The organism is Gemmatimonas sp., from assembly GCF_041689975.1.
GTDB lineage: Bacteria > Gemmatimonadota > Gemmatimonadetes > Gemmatimonadales > Gemmatimonadaceae > Gemmatimonas.
The window spans coordinates 12896-34977 of the sequence record NZ_JBDNFF010000035.1; the positions used below are offsets into that span (position 1 = coordinate 12896).

Annotated in this window: 19 protein-coding genes; 9 read left to right on the top strand and 10 right to left on the bottom strand. The window is 63.7% G+C overall.

Annotation, left to right across the window (positions count from 1 at the left end):
- Positions 1-95: 95 nt before the first annotated feature.
- Positions 96-2783: a PAS domain-containing protein gene (locus ACESNG_RS02540; protein WP_373067679.1), complete on the bottom strand. Its 2688-nt coding sequence runs from the start codon at positions 2781-2783 to the stop codon at positions 96-98.
- A gap of 697 nt (positions 2784-3480) precedes the next feature.
- On the opposite strand from ACESNG_RS02540, the gene ACESNG_RS02545 reads away from it, so the two are divergent.
- Positions 3481-3696, top strand: coding sequence for a hypothetical protein (locus ACESNG_RS02545; protein WP_373061399.1), 216 nt, complete (start codon positions 3481-3483; stop codon positions 3694-3696).
- Here ACESNG_RS02545 and ACESNG_RS02550 read toward each other — a convergent pair.
- The gene (locus tag ACESNG_RS02550; protein WP_373061401.1) at positions 3693-4706 is read right to left on the bottom strand and encodes a hypothetical protein; all 1014 of its coding nucleotides are present in this window, start codon (positions 4704-4706) and stop codon (positions 3693-3695) included. The genes ACESNG_RS02545 and ACESNG_RS02550 overlap by 4 nt on opposite strands.
- A gap of 798 nt (positions 4707-5504) precedes the next feature.
- On the opposite strand from ACESNG_RS02550, the gene ACESNG_RS02555 reads away from it, so the two are divergent.
- From ACESNG_RS02555 to ACESNG_RS02565, 3 genes are read left to right on the top strand one after another with little or no spacing between them, the layout of a single operon-like run.
- Positions 5505-7115, top strand: coding sequence for a sigma-54-dependent transcriptional regulator (locus ACESNG_RS02555; protein WP_373067682.1), 1611 nt, complete (start codon positions 5505-5507; stop codon positions 7113-7115).
- 20 nt (positions 7116-7135) lie between these two features.
- Positions 7136-7963, top strand: a complete 828-nt coding sequence (locus ACESNG_RS02560; protein ID WP_373061405.1) for a histidine kinase dimerization/phospho-acceptor domain-containing protein — start codon at positions 7136-7138, stop codon at positions 7961-7963.
- Between the two features lie 32 nt (positions 7964-7995).
- Positions 7996-9462, top strand: coding sequence for a response regulator (locus ACESNG_RS02565; protein WP_373061407.1), 1467 nt, complete (start codon positions 7996-7998; stop codon positions 9460-9462).
- 168 nt (positions 9463-9630) lie between these two features.
- Here the strand turns inward: ACESNG_RS02565 and ACESNG_RS02570 are convergent, their stop codons facing one another.
- The 4 genes from ACESNG_RS02570 to ACESNG_RS02585 all read right to left on the bottom strand — a co-directional run bounded on the left by ACESNG_RS02570 (position 9631) and on the right by ACESNG_RS02585 (position 12001).
- Positions 9631-9873: an ATP-binding protein gene (locus ACESNG_RS02570; RefSeq protein WP_373061409.1), complete on the bottom strand. Its 243-nt coding sequence runs from the start codon at positions 9871-9873 to the stop codon at positions 9631-9633.
- A gap of 40 nt (positions 9874-9913) precedes the next feature.
- A complete protein-coding gene (locus ACESNG_RS02575; RefSeq protein WP_373061411.1) occupies positions 9914-10138 on the bottom strand; it encodes an ATP-binding protein in 225 nt (74 codons plus the stop codon).
- Between the two features lie 292 nt (positions 10139-10430).
- Positions 10431-11582 carry a transposase gene (locus ACESNG_RS02580; protein ID WP_373061439.1) on the bottom strand — a complete coding sequence of 384 codons (1152 nt, stop codon included), beginning with the start codon at positions 11580-11582 and terminating at the stop codon, positions 10431-10433.
- Positions 11583-11818: 236 nt separating this feature from the next.
- Positions 11819-12001, bottom strand: coding sequence for a hypothetical protein (locus ACESNG_RS02585; RefSeq protein WP_373061413.1), 183 nt, complete (start codon positions 11999-12001; stop codon positions 11819-11821).
- Between the two features lie 273 nt (positions 12002-12274).
- Between ACESNG_RS02585 and ACESNG_RS02590 the strand changes: the two genes are divergently transcribed.
- A complete protein-coding gene (locus ACESNG_RS02590) occupies positions 12275-12580 on the top strand; it encodes a hypothetical protein (protein WP_373061415.1) in 306 nt (101 codons plus the stop codon).
- 261 nt (positions 12581-12841) lie between these two features.
- The gene (locus ACESNG_RS02595) at positions 12842-13168 is read left to right on the top strand and encodes a hypothetical protein (RefSeq protein WP_373067684.1); all 327 of its coding nucleotides are present in this window, start codon (positions 12842-12844) and stop codon (positions 13166-13168) included.
- A 137-nt stretch (positions 13169-13305) separates the two neighbouring features.
- Here the strand turns inward: ACESNG_RS02595 and ACESNG_RS02600 are convergent, their stop codons facing one another.
- Positions 13306-13926: a hypothetical protein gene (locus tag ACESNG_RS02600; RefSeq protein WP_373067686.1), complete on the bottom strand. Its 621-nt coding sequence runs from the start codon at positions 13924-13926 to the stop codon at positions 13306-13308.
- Positions 13927-14909: 983 nt separating this feature from the next.
- On the bottom strand, positions 14910-15890 hold the full coding sequence (locus tag ACESNG_RS02605) for a creatininase family protein (RefSeq protein ID WP_373061419.1): 981 nt from the start codon (positions 15888-15890) through the stop codon (positions 14910-14912).
- Between the two features lie 187 nt (positions 15891-16077).
- Between ACESNG_RS02605 and ACESNG_RS02610 the strand changes: the two genes are divergently transcribed.
- Together ACESNG_RS02610 and ACESNG_RS02615 are read left to right on the top strand one after the other, a co-directional pair.
- Complete coding sequence (locus ACESNG_RS02610; RefSeq protein ID WP_373061421.1) at positions 16078-17121, top strand: hypothetical protein; 1044 nt, start codon at positions 16078-16080, stop codon at positions 17119-17121.
- 402 nt (positions 17122-17523) lie between these two features.
- On the top strand, positions 17524-17673 hold the full coding sequence (locus tag ACESNG_RS02615) for a hypothetical protein (protein ID WP_373061423.1): 150 nt from the start codon (positions 17524-17526) through the stop codon (positions 17671-17673).
- Between the two features lie 132 nt (positions 17674-17805).
- Here ACESNG_RS02615 and ACESNG_RS02620 read toward each other — a convergent pair whose 3' ends face one another.
- Positions 17806-17943 carry a hypothetical protein gene (locus ACESNG_RS02620; RefSeq protein ID WP_373061425.1) on the bottom strand — a complete coding sequence of 46 codons (138 nt, stop codon included), beginning with the start codon at positions 17941-17943 and terminating at the stop codon, positions 17806-17808.
- A 242-nt stretch (positions 17944-18185) separates the two neighbouring features.
- Here ACESNG_RS02620 and ACESNG_RS02625 point away from each other — a divergent pair, with 242 nt between their 5' ends.
- Positions 18186-19022, top strand: a complete 837-nt coding sequence (locus tag ACESNG_RS02625; protein ID WP_373061427.1) for a carboxypeptidase-like regulatory domain-containing protein — start codon at positions 18186-18188, stop codon at positions 19020-19022.
- Between the two features lie 865 nt (positions 19023-19887).
- Here the strand turns inward: ACESNG_RS02625 and ACESNG_RS02630 are convergent.
- A complete protein-coding gene (locus tag ACESNG_RS02630; protein WP_373067688.1) occupies positions 19888-22074 on the bottom strand; it encodes an ankyrin repeat domain-containing protein in 2187 nt (728 codons plus the stop codon).
- Between the last annotated feature and the right edge of the window lie 8 nt (positions 22075-22082).

Genomic DNA, 22082 nt, shown 5'->3' on the forward strand with positions numbered 1-22082 from the left:
CGTGTTCGACTCGTCGGTGCGCGTAGAAGCAGACGTGATGCTGCGTTCGCAGGAGCACGCCGACCAATCTCGACGAAAGCTTAGAGATTTTCCGGTTACGGTGTGGTAGGGGGCGACTGCCGCACCGCCGCAATGGCCTCAAGCAGTCTAGCAGGCTCCAACGGGACCTCGAGCACGGCGTGCGATGAGAAGACCTCAACAAGCGCGTCGCGCCAGGCAGCCGTTGTCACGGCCATCATGATGACCACACGAAGGTGCCGGAGTTTCGGCATCGCCACGAGCTCCATCGGTGCGGCCTCACCATCAACCAATAGCACATCTGTTGTAGAAAACTCTAGACGCGCCAAGGCTTCCGTGAGATCGGCCGCCGCGCTGACCGTGAAGCCCGCTGCCCGCAGCCAGTTTTCGAGTTGCACGCGACGTGGACCGCTCGCGGCGACGACGAGCACGGATCCCGCCTCTTTCGGCTCGGGTAAAGGCCATTCGCGCGCACGCGGAAAGGAGATCTGAAACGTGTTCCCTCCCGCGGGGTTCGCGATCACCGTGACGCCGCCCCCGTGCAACGAAGTAAGCCGGTGCACCAGCGCGAGTCCAAGGCCAACGCCGCCGTACCGACCGGCAAGCTGCATATCGAGCTGCTGGAATGGGCGGAAGATCCTTGAGAGATCCTGCTCGCGTATCGGCGCGCCTTGGTCGCTGACACGAAACGTCACGATGCGCGCGTCGCTCTCAATTTCCAGGGAGATCTGCGCACCATGCGGTGAGCACTTGCCCGCGTTGGTCAGAATGTTTAGCAGCACCTGCCGCACGAGAAGCGCGTCTACGTCAAAAAGACCGGTCTCACGAGGAATCGTGATCTGCAGCAACTGACCGCGCGGCACCAACATTGTGCGTATCAGGCTTTCCGCTTCGCGCACGATCATCAGAACACTCGTGGGATGCAGCGATACGGGCAAACGACCGGCGTCGATTTTTGCGAGATCGAGTACATCACCGATGAGAGCGAGGAGTTGCTGGGCGCTGGTATTCAGCAGGCCGAGCGCGTCGACCTGGCTGGTCGTCACCGTTCCATAAATACCCTCACTGATCGACTCCGCCACACCCAGAATACCCATCAGCGGCGTGCGTAACTCATGGCTCATCACGGCAAGGAATTCATCCGTTGCCCGACTTGCCTCTTCGAGGGCTGCTGTGCGATCACGCACACGCTCCTTGAGGGACTCGTTGAGCGAGCGGATGCGCTCTTCGACCTGTTTGAGGTGCCCGATGTCCGTATCAGTACCGACAGCCCGCAGTGGTTGCCCGCGGGCATCCTGTTGCACGATGCGCCCGCGAGTAAGGGACCAGAACCAATCGCCATCAGCCTTTCGCAGTCGCACTTCAAGTCGAAGCGCTTCGATCCGCCCCTCGATCAAGGCGCGAACCGCTTCACATGCGCGCTCACAATCGTCGGGATGCACCAGCGCATACCACGCCTGCACAGTGGGGCTCACGTCCGACGGTACATACCCGAGGTTACGGCACCATCGAGGGCTATAGAACGCGCTGCTATCGCGCAGATTCCAATCCCACACGCCCTCGGAGGTCGCCTCAATGGCGAGCGCCAGACGCTGTTCGGCCTCATCACGAACCTGGCGTTCGCGCACTCGTTGCGTGATATCCAGTGCCTCGGCCAGTAAGTACCGTATCTCGCCTGCAGGCGCGTGCACTGGTTGCATCGACAGGTCGAGCACGAGACGCCGGCCGTCGGACGAGCGGAGTGAGACATCGTACCGCGCGCATTCGCCGCGCATTGCGAGCCGTTGCAGGGCTTGCGCTTGCTCGTGATCCCCGGCGCTTGCCCACGACAACTCCTGGAAGTACGCGATGCCGACGGGTGAGCTTATTGCGACCGCGGCGTCATTGAATTCGAGGACTTTCCCATCGGGTGATAGCAGCCAGAGCGCCTGGGATGACCGATTGAAAACTGCACTGAGAAGCTGTTCCCGGTCGGCGAGACGTTCCATGGCTTCGCGATGCGCAGTGACATCACTCGCGATGCCAGCGACCATCAGGATCTCGCCAGCGGAGCCGAAAATGGGATACGAGCGATCGCGAATCCAGCGAATGCGACCATCGGGAAAAAGCAATCGATATTCCTCTTCCGTGCGCTGGCCGTGCAGTTGCTGGTCGCGGGCCCGGTCCATCGCCGGACGGTCATCCGGATGAACGCGATCCAGAAAGCGACGCACGTCGGTACGCAAGTCGTTGCCCGAACATTCCCACCGGCATTCGACGCCCGGACTTGCGTACGTCATTCGTCCGTTGACCACGTCCGCAATGTAAAACAGCTCATCGACCGGCTTCACGAGAAGGCGCACGTGTTGCTCCGCTTCGAGTGCGCAAATCCGCAGCGCTTCGTGCACGGTCGCCTCGCGGCCCATGCCAATCACCCAACGCACGACGCCCTCGTCGTCGCGCATTGGCAAGTTCACCCATCGCATGATGCGCAACGAGCCATTCCCGCGACGCCAGTGACTATCGACCGTGGCTGCGGGGGCACCTGCCGCCAGTGCGGCAAGTGTCTGGCGAATCATCGGCTCGTCTTCGGGGCGGAAGACGACATCCCACAGATAGGTCCCAATCAACTCGGACAGCGGGCACCCCGCCGACTCTGCCGCACCGGCATTTGCCGCCACGAGCTTTCCTTCCATGTCCACCACTCCGATTGTCACTTCCAGACTGGACGCGAAAGCGTGAAGAATCGGATCGGTGAAATAGTTGAACGTGTTCAGTGGAGACATACGTGTCGCTCAGTCTTCGAAAGGTCGCATAGTAAACTTCTCAGATCGCGCAGCCGTGCGGGCTTGGGGCAGCCGGCGCTCGCTCCCACCGCACGACAGCGCGCCTAGTGGTCCACTCATAGCACGCGCACGCCGTGCGCAGCGAAATCATTCGCAACGATTCTGCCGGTGATGGGACTTTCCCTCGCGAAGGCGATGAGAGCTCCGGGGGCCGGTTGCGGCGATAAAACGAGAGGGCTCATCGTGCTCTGAGCTTAAGAGGAGCAATCGTACGTGGAACGTATCGGCGTGGCCTCGTTCCGCAGAGAACAGGGCGTCTGCGAACGATCGCAGGTATTGGTACGCGCCGTGCATGGTGACTGCCCAAGGATGCCGGCGTGGTTATTCAACGCCGCTTCGTGAATCTATACCGGGCGACGTGCCTTAATTTCTCAATATTTAGAATGCCACACCGCGACGCTCTAGGGCGCACGGGTATCAGACGCGTCGCGAACATCGACAAGGATGCCTGGCGCGCACGCAGCGCATGCGCTGCGTCGGAGTGCCTGCAGGTCAGATGTGGCGGTGGCCCGCCACCGGCTTCACCGGATCATTCGGACCGATGATCTGCGGGTGCGGAAAGATCGATCACTGCTGGAACACGGATCATCAAGCGCACATAGGGCACCTCGAGGTCCTAGCCAATGAACAGGGCCAGATGACCGCTGGGCAGTGCGTGGGCACCAACAACCAGCAAGCGGACCGTGCGCGGGGATTCCGGAGTACCGCGCGGCGCCACAATGCCTTGAGCTACCATCCCTCAGTTTTCACGCGCCGGCACCGTCAGGGAGACACCGTCCTCGTCAGCATCAGCGCGGCCGGCTTCGTCGCGTTCATGACGGTGCTTCAGGCGAACGCGCGACCGATCATCTAGACGTTGGCGACATTCCAACGAACGGCAAGGCGGATCGCATCCGCCAGAGCGCTGGACACGCTGGCGGTGGCTTCACGCGGCAGCCACTGGTCAACGAGCTCGCACCGTCGCAGCACGGGATCGCTCAGCAGGCGGTCGACTTCGTCGGCGGCGATCCTCGCGAGGTACCCGAGTGAACCGGCGTATCCCGGCAGCATGAGAGCGCCTGAGGGATTTTCGGAAACGGCACTCATGGCTCGGCGTTGCTTCCCCGCTTGGTCTGCGGTGAGCACGGCGTCCACCAGCTGCGCCGCATAATTTTGATCGATCCACTGCGGGAGCGGCTGCTCGGTGTCCACCCGTAACATGCCTCCCAGCAGCAGTCGGCGCAGTACAAACTGAAAATCGGCATCCGCGACGGGCCCCGCGCCCAGCAGTCGGGGCATCAATACGACAGAGACCTCGGGCCCGAGGTCCCCCAATTGCTCCTCGATCAGGGCTTGGGCCAAGCGTGACACGCTGGTCACCGATGATGCACCCGAGACACCGGAGATACAGACCATGACAGTTGGCATCGGGGCATCTCCGAGGCGCACAAGCCGCGTGTATTCGCGCACCGCACCAAGAAATCCCGCAAGTTCGTCACTGAGCGCGGCAATCGGTGACCAATGGCCAACATGGAACGATGGCTGCGAGCGAAGGGCGACGCACAGCACGATTCTGGCCGGCCGCAGCAACCCCAGTGACCCGACCGTCCAAGCCATGGAGTCGTGCCCCACCGATGCACCGGCCACTTTGCCGGTGCCAAACTGCTCCCGCCACGAATGCAGCTCATGACCATCAGCGCCGCGACCGAGCAAGGGAGTGCGCTCGTCGAGAAGCGCGATCGTAGGATCCGGGCGATCCATTAGCACCACTCGCGTAGCCGGTTGCCGCATCAAACTCACGGCTAGCGCGCGGGCAAGAGGCTTGGCGCCCCCAAGAATCACGATGGATTTGTCGATCTGTTCCGACCGATGTGTTTCGGACATGGCTTCGCGTCTCACTCCTATATGGTGAAGAGCAAGTAGACCGGATATTCCGGAGGTGAGTGTATCGCCCGTACCTGCGGGTGCGGAGCTGCCGTGAAGGCGGAACGCAGTGGATGCTGCTTGACGCAGACGCAGACGCGGCACGGTACTCCCTGGCGCGTTGCCAACCCTCTGTTTGATCATCGGCGGACACCGGGAGGCGTCCACTTTCGAGCTCGCGGACACTGCCCCGTGGCCGCCAAGGTCTATGCCGATGGAGACGCGTTGACCTCCGGTGACCGGCGCACACACACCACGTGCGGCCGCAAACGGCTTACCCCGGACGATCCCTCGTCTCCAACCGATTACCCCGAGATACTCTTGGGCTCTTGGTCGGGGCCGGCCAGTCGAGTCGGCCCGACGAGGCGGCGACGAGAAGGAAGGGGCACATCAGAGAGCGCTCTCAGCCATATAAGGCATTTGCTGTGCCAGAGAACATTCGCGGCGCCCTCACCATCCCACGCGCCCGTTGTCCTCATGGCGAAGGTCAACAGGCGCCACCTTCCGCAGATTTGTGGCCAAAATTCCACCGAACGGGACATTCCTGTCCCTTCTTTTTCAGAGTCCCGGACAAAAAGTGCGCTATTTTAGGTTACGGCACGAAGTTTGTTATATTTTTATGGTTGGGCTTGCCATCCCGGCATATCGGTGGAGAACACTGACAAAAGAGCCTAAAGAAACAGACCATTACGATCGAGACGACAAATTGCCCCTGCGCTGGCAGGACATTTTGTCTCTCGATAGGAGAATGTCAGACACGTGGCGACGGTTTTGTGTATCGACGATGATCCACTGGCCCTATCTGCAGTAGCGAACCATCTGCTGGCACTTGGTCACACGGCACTACGGGCCGAGGGACCCGCCAACGCGTTGGGCGTGCTCGCCAATCGGGATGTTGACGTGGTGGTGACCGATTTCCAGCTCCCTGGCATGACGGGAGCAGATTTACTGACTCTCGTGCGCGATCAAGGGCATCAGTGTCCGTTCATCGTCGTGACGGCGTTCGCGTCTATAGAACACTCCGTCTCCTCGATGCGCGCGGGCGCCGTGACGTATCTCGCCAAACCCGTCGCTCGGGCGCAGCTGGAGGCCGCTCTCGGTCAGGCACTCGAGTTGGTGACGATGCGGAAGCAGGTGGATACACTGCGGGCGGAGGTGACGTCAGCGCATGCCTCCCGGCGCATCCTGGGGAATTCCCCTCAGCTGCGTGAAATCATGCGTACCATCGCGGCTGTCGCTTCCACGCGGGCCACCGTGCTGATCGAAGGGGAATCCGGCACCGGCAAGGAACTCTTTGCCCGCGCCCTGCACGACATGAGCGACCGAGCCCGCCGGCCCTTCATCCGGCTCAATTGTGCCGCACTCCCGGAGGGACTGATCGAAAGCGCCCTCTTCGGCCACGAACGTGGTGCCTTCACCGGTGCCGTGCGACGCTCGGAGGGCGCCTTCGAACGAGCCGATGGAGGCACGTTACTGCTCGACGAAGTATCAGAAATGCGACTCGACCTTCAGGCCAAGCTCCTTCGGGTGCTGCAGGAACGGGAGTTTGAGCGCGTGGGTGGTTCAAGCGTTCTCAACGTCGATGTGCGGGTGCTCGCGACCACCAATCGCAATCTGGCAGCGGACGCGGGCGCCGGCACCTTTCGGTCAGACCTGTATTACCGGCTCAACGTCGTCAACCTGCGCGTTCCACCGCTCCGGCAGCGGCCGGACGATATCGTCGTACTCGCGAATTCGTTCGTGCAGCGTTTTGCTGAGGAGTCAGGACGCAAGGTCGATCGTATCGACGCCGCCTGCCTTGAGCGTCTGTGTGAATTGCCTTGGCCAGGAAACGTGCGGGAGCTCGAGCATGCCGTCTATAGGGCCGTACTCCTCAGCGAAGGGCCAGTCCTCACGTGGAACGTTTTCGAAGGATCGGGGCGGGGACTGCGGGTGGCGGAGACGGAGCCGGAAGGGCAGTCGGTGGTCTCCGCGCCGAGCAGCTTGGTGACGCCGCTCGCTCCTGTTCCGTGTACGCGCTGCGAAACGCCCGAGGTCTCCGCGGTGCTACGCGGGTTCGATCTTGGTGACGCGGAGCAGGTCCTGATTGACGGCGCCTTGCAGAAGGCGCACAGCAACCGAACGCGTGCCGCCAGCATGCTGGGCATCAACGTGCGCACCTTACGACGGAAATTGGCAGAACGAGGCCGCGCCCGACTGGCCGTAGACGAACCGTCCGGCGAGGAGGACACGGCGCACGACGTGGTGGACGACATCTTCCCCTCATCGGCGATGACGTCAGCCGTGGCTCCCGTACCGATGCCCGATGTGCGTGATCACGCAACGTGCGATGACCTGCCCGTCGCGTGGCCCGTCAGCAACCAGCCGTGACGCGTTTGGGAAGCACGATCGTGCGGCACACCAAAAAGGCGGCGCTCGGTCACGGTAAGGAATCCTTCAACCCGAGGGCCTCGGCACTGCTCCGACTGACGACGAGTGCCCTCGCGCGCGCTCCACTTCGCGCCGAGCTGGAGGCATTAGCGGAGCAGCTGGTGCCGGACAAACTCACGGCGTTCGTAGTGCTTAAGATCGAGCATTCGGGGGATCTCGTTCCTGTCGTCGCGCGTTTCAGCCAACGAACGGCGGACACCGCGGCCGTGTATTGGACCAGTGAACTACGCCGTCGCCTAACGATCGCAACGCATAATATCTGTCTCACGACCGACGACATGCCCGTGTTATTGCTCGGCACCCACCTGCGGGACCGCGACTCACCCGTGGGCCAGTTAGTGCTGGTGGCGCCGCGGCATTGCGCGCCACCGGGATTCCGTCATCCGCTGATGGCTGAGATCGCAACCCTCCTCGCCGAATGCCTCGTGCGGGAGTCCGTGCGCTCCCCGCTGGGCGCCGTGGACAAACCGCTCGCGAACTGCTCCCGGACTAACTTTCGCGCACGATGCGACGCCACGCGTGCGGCAACGAGTCACGAAGTCCGTACGCCGCTGAGTGCCATTCTGGGGCTCACGAAATTGCTCATGGAAGGCGTCTACGGACCGGTCGCAGCACGTCAGCTGCCCGTGCTGCTGGACATCCACGCCAGTGGACATCGGCGACTGGACCAGTTGAGCGCGGTGTCTGCCTCGTCGGGCCGCACGTTCAACGAAGCCGCCCCGGGACGCAGCCCAGCGGGACCGGCCAGCGATACGGGGATGGACCTGCGGTCGTCCGCCGCGTGGTGACCACGGCGCCGGAGAACAGGTCGAGCGACCAGATGCTCCATCACGGTGACGCACCCGCGCCCGTCCTGCTCGTCGCCGACGACGACCCGATCAGCCGTCAGGTCCTGCGGGACGTCCTGCGTCCCTTGGGAGCGACCTTGGTGTTCGCACACGACGGCGAGGAAGCGCTTCGCTTGGCGGAGCATTTCGCTCCGGACCTCGTGCTCCTCGACGTGATGATGCCGGTGCTCAACGGCTTCGAGACAGCCGAACGTCTTCGCGGCGATCTGGCAATTGGCGACGTGCCGATCATCCTACTCTCGGCGTGCAACAGCCGCGAACATCGCCTCCGCGGGCTGGCTGCCGGGGCGGACGATTTCATCGCCAAACCGTTTGACCGCGAGGAATTGCGCGCGCGCGTGTCCACCGCCTGTCGACTCGGGCGCGCCCGTCGTGACGTGGGGCGGCGGCGACAATTTGAGCAGCTCGTCTCGCAAGCGCCCGACGGCATTGTCCTGCTTGACGATACCACGCGCGTGGTATTTGCGAACAAAGCGATGCGCGCATGGTTGACACCACTACCAGACCCCATGAGACTCGCGACGGCAGCCTGGGAAGGAGTGCCATTCGCTGACCTCGTTGTGGCGCAGGAACAAGGAACGGTGCGTGAGTTGCTCACGAGTCTTACCACGACCCCCGGCGCCGTGGTGCGATTCGAGGCCATGCTTCGTGGACTCCCGACGGTGTCCGTGGAGATCAACGCCTCGTCAGCAATGAGTGGCGACCGCCTTTCGTGTACGCTGGTCGTCCGGGATATTCGCGGGCGCCCCACGTCGGCGCAGCACGCATCGCTGTCCGGCGCTTTTGGCTCCCTTGGCCGTTTGGCAGCGGAGGTCACGCACGACGTGGCCGGGCTCCTGGCAGTGGTGCAGGATTGTCTGCTGTCGGTTGCAGCGCGTGAGGGGGCGCCGTTGCGCGAACTTACCGCCGCGCAGTCAGCCACGTCGCGCGCCACCCGGTTAACGAGGTCCCTGCTCCGCTATGGACGATATTCCGCTGGCATTCGCGAGCGAATCGCCGTTGAGCCGTTTCTTCAGACCCAGGCCGCGTTCCTGACGAACATTCTCCCCGCGCACGTGATGTTGGATGTCGACGTCGCGCCGGATCTGCCCACGGTGCTGATCGACGTGGCGCAACTCGAACAGGCACTGCTCAATCTTGTGCTCAATGCTCGCAATGCGCTTGGCGGCAAAGGTCGCATCACCGTGTCGGCGACCTTGGAAGCCGGTGGCGTTGCCCTTGCGGTGGCCGACGACGGCCCAGGGTTGGCGCCGTACGTCGCAGCCCGCCTTGGTCAGCCGTATGTCACGACCCGCCATGAAACCGGCGGCACCGGACTCGGCATCACGGCGGTGCGCCGATGTGCGGAGTCGCACGGCGGTACGTTGCGCGTTGAGGAAGAACACTCTCCAGGCGCGAAATTCGTGCTGTGGCTCCCGGCGTCAGAGCCTGTGGTCTGAGCACCGAATCGGCGCGCGTGTGTTATGCATGCCACGGGACAACCTCACCAAGCCATCCCAATTGTGCGTAGTGCGGCGATGCCGACCACTGGTTTCGGTCCAAACCGATCACCCCTTTCGGTCGTAGCCGATCACCGCGTGCGCTGAGCGCTCGGTATGGGGTGAGGGTTATGTGGCGGAAGATTCGGTCGCCGGGAGGCGGCGCAAGGAGCCCACGGTGAGCGTGCGGCAGTAGGCGTGGTGCACGAGGCGATCCCGAATCGCGTCCCCATACGTGGCGTCGCCGATGTGCTCGTGCGAGCGCTCAATCGGCACTTGGCTGGTCACCAGCGTGGCGCGGCGGCCGGCCCGATCTTCGATCAGCTCCAGCAGATCGCGGCGTTTCGGGTCGCTCAGGGGGCCAAGCCCCAATCGTCCAAGATCAGCAGGTCGGTCTTGGCCACGATCTGCATCACCTTGCCATACGTGCATCCGCGCGCGCATGCACGAGCGCTTGCCCCAAGAGGCGGGGCACGCGCACGTACTGGACGGTATGCCCCTGTCGGCACGCACTCTGGCCGAGGGCGCACGCGAGCCACGAGTTCGCTGTACTCGTGGACCGACCAGTACCAGCGTCCGATGTTGGCGGATCCAGTCGCCACCCACGAGTTGGGGAAGCGATGCCGCTGCAGGCCACGCGTCGTACGGAGGTTCACATCTTCGACACACGCCGCATAGCGCAGACGGACCAGTTAACCCGAATTTCTCACCGGTGCGTGAGATCGACCGCTCGCGGCGCGCGCGCGGGGTCGAGGTTTTCCGTTGGGGAAAATGGCGACTGTTTTGGCCTTGACGGCGGTGTGATCGGGCGGCAGCGGCGCTGACGGCGCGCCTGCGCGCGGGGTTTTCGGTGGGTTTGCTGGTGACGGGGTCGTGACACGGCCGTGTTAAGGGATTGGCGTGATCCGCGGTGCGGATTGAGCGCACGGTTACGCGCGCGTCGGACATCGATGCCGCTTCGCGTGCACCTGCGCGAAGAGCGCTGCGTGCGGGCACCCGCGCGCGAGCGCGAGCCACACGGTGCGCACGGTGACGCGGATCCGCGCGCCGATGTTCCGCAGCGTCAGACGGATCGTGGTGCACTGCGCCTTGGCGAGTGCCGTGCCCGCGAGGCCGAGCCGCCGCAGGGCCGCGAGCAGCACGTACGCGACGGAGGAGCAGGAGAGCCGCCGTGGATTCGCGCGGAAGGTGGCCGCGCTGGTGCGATCCGCACAAAGGCCCAGCTGTTGTTCCTTGATCCGATGCTCCATCTCGCCACGCGCGCAGTACACGTCTTCGTAGCGCGTGCGTGCGTCGCCGGCCGCGAGCGGGAGCGACGTCACGACGAAGCGCGGATTCCGTTTTCCCTCGCCGTCGGTGGTGGTGGGCGTCAGTTGTTCCGCCTTCGCGATCACGCGCCGCGCGCACGACCAGCGGTCCACGGTCCGATCCGTGCGCTCCGCAAACACCCGCGCCGGCCGTTCCGTGGTCGCGCACTGCGTTGCGGCGGCGGCCAGTTCGTCCTGGATCAGCGCAATCCGCCGCGCATTCTTAGCCAGCCCAAACACGTAGTCCACGGCGTGCGTTTCACACCACGTCATCAGCGCGTCGCGGCAGAAGCCGCTGTCGGCGCACAGCAGGTGCTCGCCCGCGAAGATGTACAGCGGGAGATAGCAATAGTGCCCGTAATCGCCGTGAAAAACGCGCCCTTCCTGTGCGCCGTGCCCCGGATCATCGGTAGCGTCGAGATCCCGCACGATCTCCGCCGGCGCCGTCGGGTGCGCCTGCACGAACGCGTGCACGAACAGGCGATCCACCGCGTCGTGATCCACCGTGATCTTCTGGTCGCGCTCGCGGTCGGCGACGGTCGCGCCGCGCAATCCGAGACGATTGCGCGTGCGCTTGCCCGCACCCGGCGCGCCGAGATCGGCCGATTCGGCGAGCGCGGCCACGAGCGGATCGCGGCGCAGCGCGTCGTGGTCATGCCAATCCTCGTACCCGAGCACCAAGCCGTACACGCGCTGCCGCACGAGCGACGCCACCGTGTGCGTGACGCGCGCGGGATCCCGATGATCCGTGAAGCACGCCGTGCATTGCGTCAGGAGCCCCCGTCGCCCGGTCCACCTCGCGCAGCAGCACGGCCCCGCCGTTGGAGGTCAGCGCGCCGCCATCACACCGCGCCACCACCTGGGGCCCCGCGACCCCGTGAAACGTCAACGGTTCGGTTGTACACACTGTGGACATAACGGCCGTCTCCGTATTGCGCGTAAGGTGTTCTCGACAAACCCTTCATGCCACGCGAAGCGGCCGTGATGCAATACCCTCGTGAGAAATTCGGTTAGCGCAGCCGGGTGAGCCGCTGGTGGTGGCGGACGGCGTGTTCCCGGTCGAGCAGTCGCGCGAGCCGTTCGTCAAACGAGAGGGCCCCGAGATCGGGTACGTCGCACTGTTCCTCGAGCGCGGCGGCCCTGCCTGACAGTTCGAGCGCGTGCCGCGTGGCGAGCGTCTGTTCGATCCGCATGGGGCCTCGGGGATGGCGAGCGGGAAGGATGCGTCCACGACCGTCGTATCGTGGTCGTAATACGGGCACCGCGAACATGCGCATGCGTGGCGGGGAGCGGTGTGGTCGGCGTAACGGGGGCGAGTGGGATCGTGTCGAGCGCCGTCGCCAGGATCGATGTAACGGCGCGATCGCGCATCGTCTGCGCCGCGCGCGCGGACACACGTGGCTTCGAGCCGCACGGTAACCTGCGCGCCGACGAACCGATAAGGCACGCGATCCGGACAGGTACAAATGGCCCGCGACGGAGAGGTGATCGTCGATGCTGACCTTCGCCGATTTCCATACCGCGAGCTCGTACCGCGCGGGCGGCAGCGGTCGGAGCGCCGCGCGGTCGGTCGCCTCGAAGACACGGCGCTGACTGCCGGCGAGTTGCTGAAACGGCCGCGCGTTAAGGCGGTCCAGCGCAAAGGCCATCGCGTGCTGGAGCTCCGCGAGCGCGTGAAAGACGTCGTGCCGCAATGGCGCCAGGAGCTCGCGCTCGACGATCTGCACCGCAGTTTCCATCGTGGCCTTGTCGCGCGGATGCCGCACGAGTAGCGGTCAAGATCGCGGTCCCGTCGTGCGTCGCGACATCCTGATACGTCGCATACACTACGGGGTCGTCGTAGCACGGACGTGACGCCCGCCTTCCGATGATCGGGCACGAACAGCGCCGGCACGCCACCGAACTCCTCCAGCATCCGCACATGACAGCCTATCCAGTCGGGAAGCGACTGGGTCCACGTCGCCTCGGCATACATCAGAGGACTGGCACCCAGCGCGCCGACAAAGATCTGCGCCTCGCGCGTGTCCCCCGCCGTGACATCCACGATGGGCATCGTGAGCCCGGGGTCGTCGACGAAGGCCTTCTCCCGGCAGTGTACCCTTGACGCCGCGCCGTCGTTCACTCGTAATTGTGCTGGCGCATTGCGTGTATTGATCGCCCGTCGGCTGGCGCTGCGTGTACTCGATCCAGAGCAGCTGCCGCGCCTCGACCGCGACATCATCCAGCGCCGCCGGGATGGGCCACGCCACGCCCAACCCCCGAAACCGGCGGAGGTACTCGTGGACGGGACTCTGGGGATGCCCAGCGCTCGGGCTATTGCCCGCTGGCTGAGCCGCTGGTCATACTGGCGGAGCACCTAGGACATCCGTCGCATCGGGAGTCTAGAGGCTGGCACCACTGTTCTTCGGGCAAAGCGTCCCGGGGAAAGTGGACCGGAGTAAGACCCGTGCGTTTAACTCACGCAGTGATCGGCGTCCACCGAAAAGACTGATCGGCTTCAGCCGAAATGCGCAAATTGCGGCGTAAGCACCCTGATCGACGTGGCCTCGTTGATGACACCCGTGGCGTGAGTCACCACCGTAGCCCGCACATGCAACGCGGGAGGAAGCATGCTAATTCTCGGGCCGGCGATCCGCAAGTCGAACGATAGTTCCGTCAGCCCAGCGCTGGTCAACGCGAGTAGCAGTTGGCAACCACTCGCGTCACAGCCTTTTTCGTGAGCATGCGTTCGAAGAATGCGAACCGTTGCCGTATCGGTGTGCACCGGCGCGACCGCCAAGTCTAGACTTCCAGCCGCATTGGTAGGTATCCGGACAGTCAGGCGCAGTGTCGCCAAGGCGCTGTGCAGATCCATGGGCCGCATGTGCAGAGACAGCACCTGCACGGTCGTCAGCGAGTCGACCTGTGCCTCGGGTGGCAGTCCGAAATCTGGCCAGATCATGGTGGGCACAGCCGCCGATGCGGGGCGTGGGGATTGCCCGCTGGCGTGCGAGTGCGCGTGAGAAAACGGATGTTCGATAAAGGCGGCGTCGCGATGTACCATGAACGGTACGTCTAGCAATTCGAAGGCCACCAGATGTTTCGCCACAGCGCCACAGCGCCACGACGATGCGATCATGACGCTGAGGCACTGGATGGGAAGGCTACTTCGTCACCCTCGGTGAGCCATGTTGTCCTCCCCTCGTCTGATAGGGCTGACGAACTGTCCGGTGCGGTGCGTCGCCCGCAAAAAAAGAAGGTTATTGTCGAGCTTGCTGTTGGCGCGAACATTGCCAAGTCTGCCTCCATGCTTCAAACGCTCCGCACCCCAGTAGCGCCGGCGCCTGACCCATGGCGAACCGTTCTCAGGCTCGACTTCCCCCGAAAAGCTTCCGTCCATGAGCTCATGGGAACGCTGCTGGACCCTGTCCCAAAGCGCATTGCGATCCTCGGCTATCCCACACCGCGCGCAGCCCTCCGCGCGGCTCGCGCCTGCCCCACCCTGGCGTCTTTGTCGCTCGTGTCGCCGGTCGCGGGCTATGCGGTCCGGGCGACGCGCCTCGCGGAGCGGGTATGCCCCAACATACCGGTCCTCTCGCTGCAGGGTTCGGAATGGGGGAGTGTTCTCCGGAGCAATACGTTTGATATCGTGTTGTGTCGACACGCGTTCGACATGACGGATGATCCCACATTTGAGATGCCCAACCTTGATCGGCTCATGCGGGAGATGTTCCGAATTGGTACGAGGGCGGCACTGTTGCTGCTGCACGTTTCCGTACAGACGGGGGGGCCATATGACGGAGAGGTGGCCTCCCGGATTAGCGCAGGCATTGCAAAACACCTGCAACGTTATGACGTACGGACTGCAGACATTGGCGACGTTCTGATCGATTCCCAGAGCCGATCCACCGATGTTATGAACTGGGCTCGACGGAACGCATAACGTCGTCGCATTCGAAATGACGACCGCCCCGCCCCGTTCGACGGAAAAACCGCGGCGGGCCAACTCCGCGCGTTGACCGTACTCAAAGCATGGCACATCCCGAACAAAGAAAAGTCTTTGTTCGGGATGCGCGCGATCAATGCATCGAAACGAGATACCGTGATGCCGACGCGCGGACGCTAGTTTCCGCCGGTGCGACGCGGCGGTGCGGGAAGCGTCCCCTTGTTGGCCGTGGCCTTGTCGATTGCTTCGATCGTGACCTTGGTGCGGAACTCCACGATCTGCTTCGCCCATGCCGTCGCCTTCTTGCGGTCGGCCAAGGAAACCCCGTTGATCGTCAGCAGCTTCGCCTTGGCGCGTTCGTCGTAGCGAATGGACTTGGGATCATCGATGAACATGTTGAGCGAGATTTCCGCATCGTCGTGCAGCCCTTCGGCCACCGTCTGATTGATACCGAACTGCTCCATGTGTTTCGCGACGCTGGCGTAGTCGTAGTACTCCTGAATGTGCGCCACGATCGGCGTTCCCTGCCAGATCTTGGTCACCGAATCGGCCAGCCAACGTTGCCCCGCCTGATTGCCACCGCTGTCCCCGATCAGGATGATCTTGGTGAAGCCGTGCGCCTTGAGGCTGGCCACGAGATCGGTGAGCAGCATGCGGAACGTCTCTTCACGCATGCTGATCGTGCCCGGAGACACCATGTGTCCGCTGGCCGGACTGATGTTGCCCTCGGGCACGAACTTCACGATCGGAGCGCACAGCGCATTGCCCAGCTTCCGCGCAATCGCGTCACAGTTCGTGTGTAACACATAATTGTGCTTGCCAGTCACGAGCCAGGGACCGTTCGGCTCCATGCCACCAGTGGCGATGATCGCCGTGGTCTTGCCGGCTTTCATCGCATCGCGGACGTCCATCCACGTCATCTCTTCCATCCACACGGTGTCCGGCGCGCGGAGCGGATTCACCGCATCTACGCAGTTGTACGGATTGGCCGAGCAGGTACCGCCGCCCATGTTGCGCGGATCACGGGCGGTGGCGGGCTGAGCGCCACCCTGGGCGCTGGCCGTGCTGCTGAGGGCGACGGACGCCACAGCGCTGGCCAGCGCGGCGCCCAGGATCGCGATGCGATGTGGCGCGCGCGAGAGTATGCCTCGGGTCATTGCGGTGCCTCGGAACGGTTGAACGGTTGGAGAACTCGGGGGTGATCGATCGGTAATGCCGGACGATGCCGTCAAAATCTTTACTTCGCCAGAGCGGAGTGCGGGTCGAATGCGTATAGTGTCGCAGGGCGCGTGAACGCAGGGCGCGTAAACGCAGGCCCCGATCGACTCTCACCTCCCGGACGCCATGGCCCTCCCTGTCCGCCCGTCTTCCGTTCTGGCGCTGACCTTCTCAGCGGCCCTCGTTTCGGCCGCAGCCTTCACTGCGCCACTCGCCGCACAGAGCGCCGGTCAGAGCGCCCCAGCGGTGGCACCCCCTCTTACGCTCGCCGAAGTGCGAGCGTTGGTGGAAGCGCATCTGATCGTCTCCGCCATTCACGATTCGAGCGACAACAAGGCGGCCCAGCAGAAGAACAAGACGAAAGAGGCGCAGCTCGAGCTGCAGCACAAGAAGCGCGAGATGATCACCGAAGCGCTCGCCACGAAGGGGATGGCCGACTCCGTGTTCTCGAAGCGTCGTTTTATGGTGAGCAGCAATGCGACACTGCGCAGCCAGTTCGACAGCATCCTCTCGGTGGTCACGGGCGCGCCACTGCCGGGCGTGATGGCCGCCGCACCGTTGGCACTGGGCGCCGTAGCTGCGTCGTCGCTGCCTCCGGGACTCGTGGGCACGCACCTGGGCCACGTGGTCTCGAGCTTCATGGATACGCCCGACAAATCCGGTTTCCTACCGATGGCGCTGGTCGAAGCGAAGATCGCGGCACAGCACGCCGCGTTTGCCGCGCGCACGCCGGACAATCTGCAGTCCATGCAGACGCACGCGGGGCACGTGATTCATGCGATCGACCCCACGCAGGCTCCCAGCGGCCCCGGCAAGGGCTTCGGCATGAAGCGCGCGGCCGGTGGCATTGCGCAGCACGTGGAGCTGGCGGCCAAGGAACCTACGGCATCAGCGAACGTGAAGACCCACGCCACGCATATCGCGACCGCCGCGCGGAGCGCGATGACGCGTGCTGATCAGGCCATTGCCATCGCTAGGCAGATTCAGGCCGCGACGACGGCCGCAGCGGCGGCCGCGCTGTTGGCGCAGCTCGTTTCCATCTGCGATCAGTTCATCGCGGGCTCGGACAACGACGCCGACGGCCGCATCGGTTGGGGCGACGGCGAAGGTGGGCTGCAGCAGGCGCAGAGCCACATCGGGCTTCTCCTCGCCGGCGAGAAGAAGCCGTAGGATCTACGACCGGGCTAGTCCAAATACTCTTCAGTCAATGGACTGAAAGAAGAAGTAGACGTTACCGGGACCCCCACCTCGGAGCAGGCTGAATGCGTACAGTCGTAGGGCTTCCGGCAACGACCCGCCTGATCGATCACATCAGCCAATCGCCCGCGTGAGGCCTGAACACGATTCATCGAGCATCTTCGGCAGCAGGTCAGTAGCGTCCCAACGTTTCGGGATTAGAACGGTGTAGGTGGTTGGTTTGTTGTGGGGAACGGCGTCGTTTTGTCTGGTCTCGACGTGAACGACGAGGCGCTGCATGTCGGTCTTTTGCGCGGAGGCGCGCGGGGCCGTCCTGCACCGAAGAACCGCTACAACAGGCGTGGTCGTTCGCCGCGCCCCCCGTCCGTCGGCACGATGCCCATTTCCATCATGTTGCTGTTCTTCGCGTCGCTTCGCGTGCTCCGCGAGCTTCGCGCGAACCAGCTGGCTCTCCGATCGCTCCGTGGCAGCCGTCAGCACCGCCGTTCGCGCGAAGTCCGCGAAGATCGCGAGAGTACGCGGTGAAAACGCACCTCTGGATCGCGAAGCAAGGTCTACCGCATGACCGACAACGCGTGCGAAATGCTACAGATCCTGCGTGTGGCCTTGTTCGCACAAGTCCCGCTCCATCAACTACGTACGCCACCACCTGGTTATTCAGACGCTGATTTCGAGCCCCTTCTCCTCGTTCTCCTCTGCAAAACGTCGGGACACGACTGGCAGCAGGTAGTCACTCATTCGCGCGGATCGCTTGTCCGTGCCGGTCTTGTCACGCCGCCGGGCGGCGTCGGGCAAGTCGAACCGACCCTCCCGCACTCCGTTGTATCCCTTGTGGTCGCGGGGGAGTGCCGTAGCGCGCAGATATCGTACGTTCGTCGGACGGCGACTCGTTCCATCGCTACTTCACGCCGGGCATGAGACGTACGAGTTTTCTTCATCCGAGAACACTCCTGCCGCCCAGGCGCTCTACCTGAGCTTCCGCCTCGCGTTATCGTGCCTGGCAGGCGCGTGCCGATCTCATACGCAAGCACACCGCAATGAGCGCTCCGAGGACGAATCCACTGCTCTGCCTCCGTGTGAACTCGCGAGGGGCGATGGTCGCGGCGGTCGCGATCGCTGCTTCGATCGCAGGGCTCACGAGCTCGACGTTGCTGTCTGCGCAAGGCGGTTCGATCAGCGGACGGGTGCTGAGCACGGAATCGGGACGCCCGATCGCTGACGCGGTCGTGGCGGTACTCACTGCGGCGCGAGAGACGCGCACGGATTCGCTGGGTCGGTTTACGCTGAAAGACGTGCGCGCAGGCGAACAGGAGTTGCTGGTGCGCTCCCTGGGTTACACGCCTGCTCGGGCCACCGTCTCCCTGACGTCGGGTCTACCGATCGAGGTTGACGTGGAACTCCAACCGCTGCCGCGAGTGCTGAAGCGCGTGATCAGCATGGCAGATCGCGAGAATGCTCGCAACGAGTGGTATGGGGAGTTCGCAAGCCGACGCGCGACAGGGATGGGCAGATACATCTCCCGCGACGAACTGGTGCGTCAGCAAGGGCGATCACTCGACGCCGTACTGCGTTCCAAAGTGGCCGGATTTCGCGTGTGGGATGTGAATGGCAAGATCGTGGCCGGCTCGGCGCGTGGTAACATCACGCTGCATCCTGACGCCGACCCGAGCAAGTTGCGGTGCTACGTGCAGGTCATCGTCGACAACGTGGTACGATACGAGACCGGCGGGATACTGCCGCTGTTCGATCTTCGCAGTCTCGATGCCTTCATGATCGCCGGAATCGAGTTCTACACCGTGGCGTCCACACCCATCGAGTTCAATCGCGGTGGAAACGCCCCCTGCGGCACACTGCTTATCTGGATGCAGAACTGATCGTCGCTTGTGGCGGTGACGGTGGCCGGCGTCGGTCGACAGACACTATGTGCGCAGGTGGCAGCGGGGCGTTCGTGCCAGCACGGACGATTCTCCCTTCCCCACAAGATGAGCGCGTTCCTACATTGACGGCGCGCGCGCTCACTTCACGGATTGCACCAGTAGCGTCCCAACGTTTTGGGATTGGAACGGTATAAGTGGTTGATTTTCCTGGGGAACTGCGCCGTTTTGTCTGGTCTCGACTTGAACGACGAGGCGCTGAATGTCGGTCTTTTGCGCGGAGGCGCGCGGGACCGTCATGCACCGAAGAACAGCCACAACAGCATTGATGGTTCGCCACGCCCCCGTCCGTCGGCACGATTCCCTTTTCCTTCATTTTGCTGTTCTTCGCGTCGCTTCGCGTGCTCCGCGAGCTTCGCGCGAACCAGCTGGCTCTCCGACCGCTCCGAGGCAGCCGCACGCACCGCAGTTCGCGCGAAGTCCGCGAAGATCGCGAAGGCACGCGAAGAACAGCAACACCATGAGTGGCGTCCCCACGTGTTCAGGTGAAGACACACCTCTGGATCGCGAAGCAAGGTCTACCACTTGACCGGCAGAGCGTGTACGAAGTTCTACAGATCCTGAGTGTGGCCCTGTTCGATCAAGTCCCGCTCCATCAACTACTTACGCCACAACCCAGTCATTCAGACTCTGATCTCGAGGCCATTCCACTCGTTCTCCTTTGAAAAACGTTGGGACACTACTGGGATGGCACAACTTCAGCTCGACAGCTTTTCGCCGTCGGAGGCTTCACGTTGAAGGGGCGCGTGATGGGGTCCTGTCGTGGTTGAACGCGACCCGACCGATGGAAAGACGCCCTTGGCAATCAGCAGGCCACGCAGCGATGACTGTTCTTCGCGCCCAGCTTCTCGAGCAGCTGGATCGTTTCGGGGAACGGTCGTAAACGCTGCACCGGACCGTTCGCCATATCCACCGTGGTCATGCCGTTGCGGGCCACGGCCTTGGGATCGGCGCCCTTGCTCACCAAATACTTGATCATCTCGTTGTCACCGCGCGCGGCAGCGTGGTGCAGCGGCGTGTAGCCGTTCACATCACGCTGATTCACGTCGGCATGCAGCACTTCCACGAGGTACTTCATGGTCGGCATCCACCCGTCGGCGGCATGACGATGGGAATTGCCAGCGAAGCCGTTGCCGTAACCAACGCCCGCCGCCGCATGAACGGGATACACGCCGATACCGGGAGGCACGGCCTTCGACGCGGAATCGATGTCGGGCGGCACCACGAACGCCCCAGGCAGCTCGCCTGGACCACCCGCTCCACCTGCACCACCCGCGATTCGCGCCCTATTGGCGCGGGCGGCTGCGGCTGGGCGAAACGACGGCAGCGTGTCGATCGCACCGCGATCCCTCAGCAGCTTCATCGCCTCGACGTCTACCGCGTACGCCGCGCGCCAGAAGGGTGTCGTGCCGTCGAGCGCTTCGAGTCCACAGTTGGCGTTGCCGCAGTTGTTATAGGCAAAGAACCACAGGTTCTTCTTGAGGCGGACGTTCGGATCCGCACCAGCCTTCAGCATCGCGTCCATCAGTTCGAGGTGCGTGACCTTCTGTGTCTGCACCGACTGCGGCTGCGGATACCGCGAGCGCGGTGCCCACATCGTGTTCAGGGCCGAATACAGCGGCGTGAGACCGGCACTGCTGCCGATCTTCACATTCGCGCCGCGCTTCACCAGGACCATCGCCAGATCGAACTGGCCGTTGATCGCCGCCATCAGCAGCGCCGTGGTACTGTCGCTGGTGGTCACTTCATCGATCTTCGCGCCTCCATCGAGGATTGCCAGCGCCGCATCGGTATTGCCCTGTCGCGCGGCGTGATGCAGCGCCGTCATGCCACCCATACCACCAACGGTCGTTTCATAACCAGACACCTGCCCTTCGAACAGCTCGGCGGATTCGGTGGACTTGGCTACCGGACCAGCCGAGAAGAGCGCACGACCCGCTTCGATCGCTTGCTGGATCTGCGCCGGCGTGAGATCTGCGGTGGGTGGAGCCGCCACGCCGATTTTGTAGCCACGCAGTGCAGGATCAGCCTTGGGCGCCGGTGCCGCAGCAACCGCCGGCGCACTCGCAGCAGGGACCGCAGCCACAGGGACCGCAGCGAGCGCGGGGGCGGCAACAACAGGTGCCGGAGTTGCAGGCGCCGCCGGTGCCGCCATGCCCGACGCAGCGGCGGCACGATTGCGTGCGGCGGCCGCATCGGCCATCAATTTCTCCGTCGCCTTGGCCGAGGCGTCTATGATCGAGTCGCGCGTCTTCTGCGGCAGATACGAGAAGAGCACCTCATTGCGCTTCTTCGCCGCCGCCTGCTGTCGCGCCAACTCCTCCGTGAGATCGACCATCTTCGTGCGAATGGACGCATCGGCGCCGCCCGCCAGCAGCGCACGCACCGCATCACCACGATTTTCGGCCGCCGCAAACATCAGCGGTGTTTGTCCCCACGCCGACTCGCGCGCGTTCGGATCGGCCTTCTTCGTCAGCAACGCCTTCACCGACGCCGCATCACCGGCCGAAGCCGCGAGATGCATCGCGGTCGCACCCGTGGACGTGAGCACGTTCGCATCGGCACCGGCCACCAGCAGCGCCTGCACCACCGCCGCATGGCCGGCTCGCGCCGCCACATGCAGCGGCGTGTAGCCGCCGTTCCTCGTGGTACCCGCGAGCTTTGCGCCAGAGCGGAGCAACAGCGCGGTCATCGCGACGTCACCACGATCGGCCGCCCAATGCAACGCCGTCATGCCATCGCCCTGCGCCACATTCACATCGCTCTGCTGCGCCAGCAACGCGCGCACCTTGGCGATGTCACCCTTCATGGCAGCTTCGGCCACGGCCGGTGCCACACGCGCCGCCGGCTTCGCTTCAAGCTTGGTCTCGAGCCTGGATGTAGCCACCCGGACTACCGACTTCGTATCCTGGGCCGCGATCGGTGACAGCACGCCCGACAACAACACGAGCGCACCGGCGACACCGACCCGCACTCCGTTTCGATCGATCATGGTTCGTC

Excerpts from the sequence above, each read along its gene's own strand:
- ACESNG_RS02585 (WP_373061413.1), bottom strand. The coding sequence starts at position 12,001 with ATGCGGATCGAACAGACGCTCGCCACGCGGCACGCGCTCGAACTGTCA.
- ACESNG_RS02600 (WP_373067686.1), bottom strand. The coding sequence starts at position 13,926 with ATGATCGCATCGTCGTGGCGCTGTGGCGCTGTGGCGAAACATCTGGTG.
- ACESNG_RS02550 (WP_373061401.1), bottom strand. The coding sequence starts at position 4,706 with ATGTCCGAAACACATCGGTCGGAACAGATCGACAAATCCATCGTGATT.
- ACESNG_RS02605 (WP_373061419.1), bottom strand. The coding sequence starts at position 15,890 with ATGACCCGAGGCATACTCTCGCGCGCGCCACATCGCATCGCGATCCTG.
- ACESNG_RS02615 (WP_373061423.1), top strand. The coding sequence starts at position 17,524 with ATGCCCATTTCCATCATGTTGCTGTTCTTCGCGTCGCTTCGCGTGCTC.
- ACESNG_RS02630 (WP_373067688.1), bottom strand. The coding sequence starts at position 22,074 with ATGATCGATCGAAACGGAGTGCGGGTCGGTGTCGCCGGTGCGCTCGTG.
- ACESNG_RS02610 (WP_373061421.1), top strand. The coding sequence starts at position 16,078 with ATGGCCCTCCCTGTCCGCCCGTCTTCCGTTCTGGCGCTGACCTTCTCA.
- ACESNG_RS02565 (WP_373061407.1), top strand. The coding sequence starts at position 7,996 with ATGCTCCATCACGGTGACGCACCCGCGCCCGTCCTGCTCGTCGCCGAC.
- ACESNG_RS02590 (WP_373061415.1), top strand. The coding sequence starts at position 12,275 with ATGGCCCGCGACGGAGAGGTGATCGTCGATGCTGACCTTCGCCGATTT.
- ACESNG_RS02540 (WP_373067679.1), bottom strand. The coding sequence starts at position 2,783 with ATGTCTCCACTGAACACGTTCAACTATTTCACCGATCCGATTCTTCAC.
- ACESNG_RS02625 (WP_373061427.1), top strand. The coding sequence starts at position 18,186 with ATGAGCGCTCCGAGGACGAATCCACTGCTCTGCCTCCGTGTGAACTCG.
- ACESNG_RS02545 (WP_373061399.1), top strand. The coding sequence starts at position 3,481 with ATGACCGCTGGGCAGTGCGTGGGCACCAACAACCAGCAAGCGGACCGT.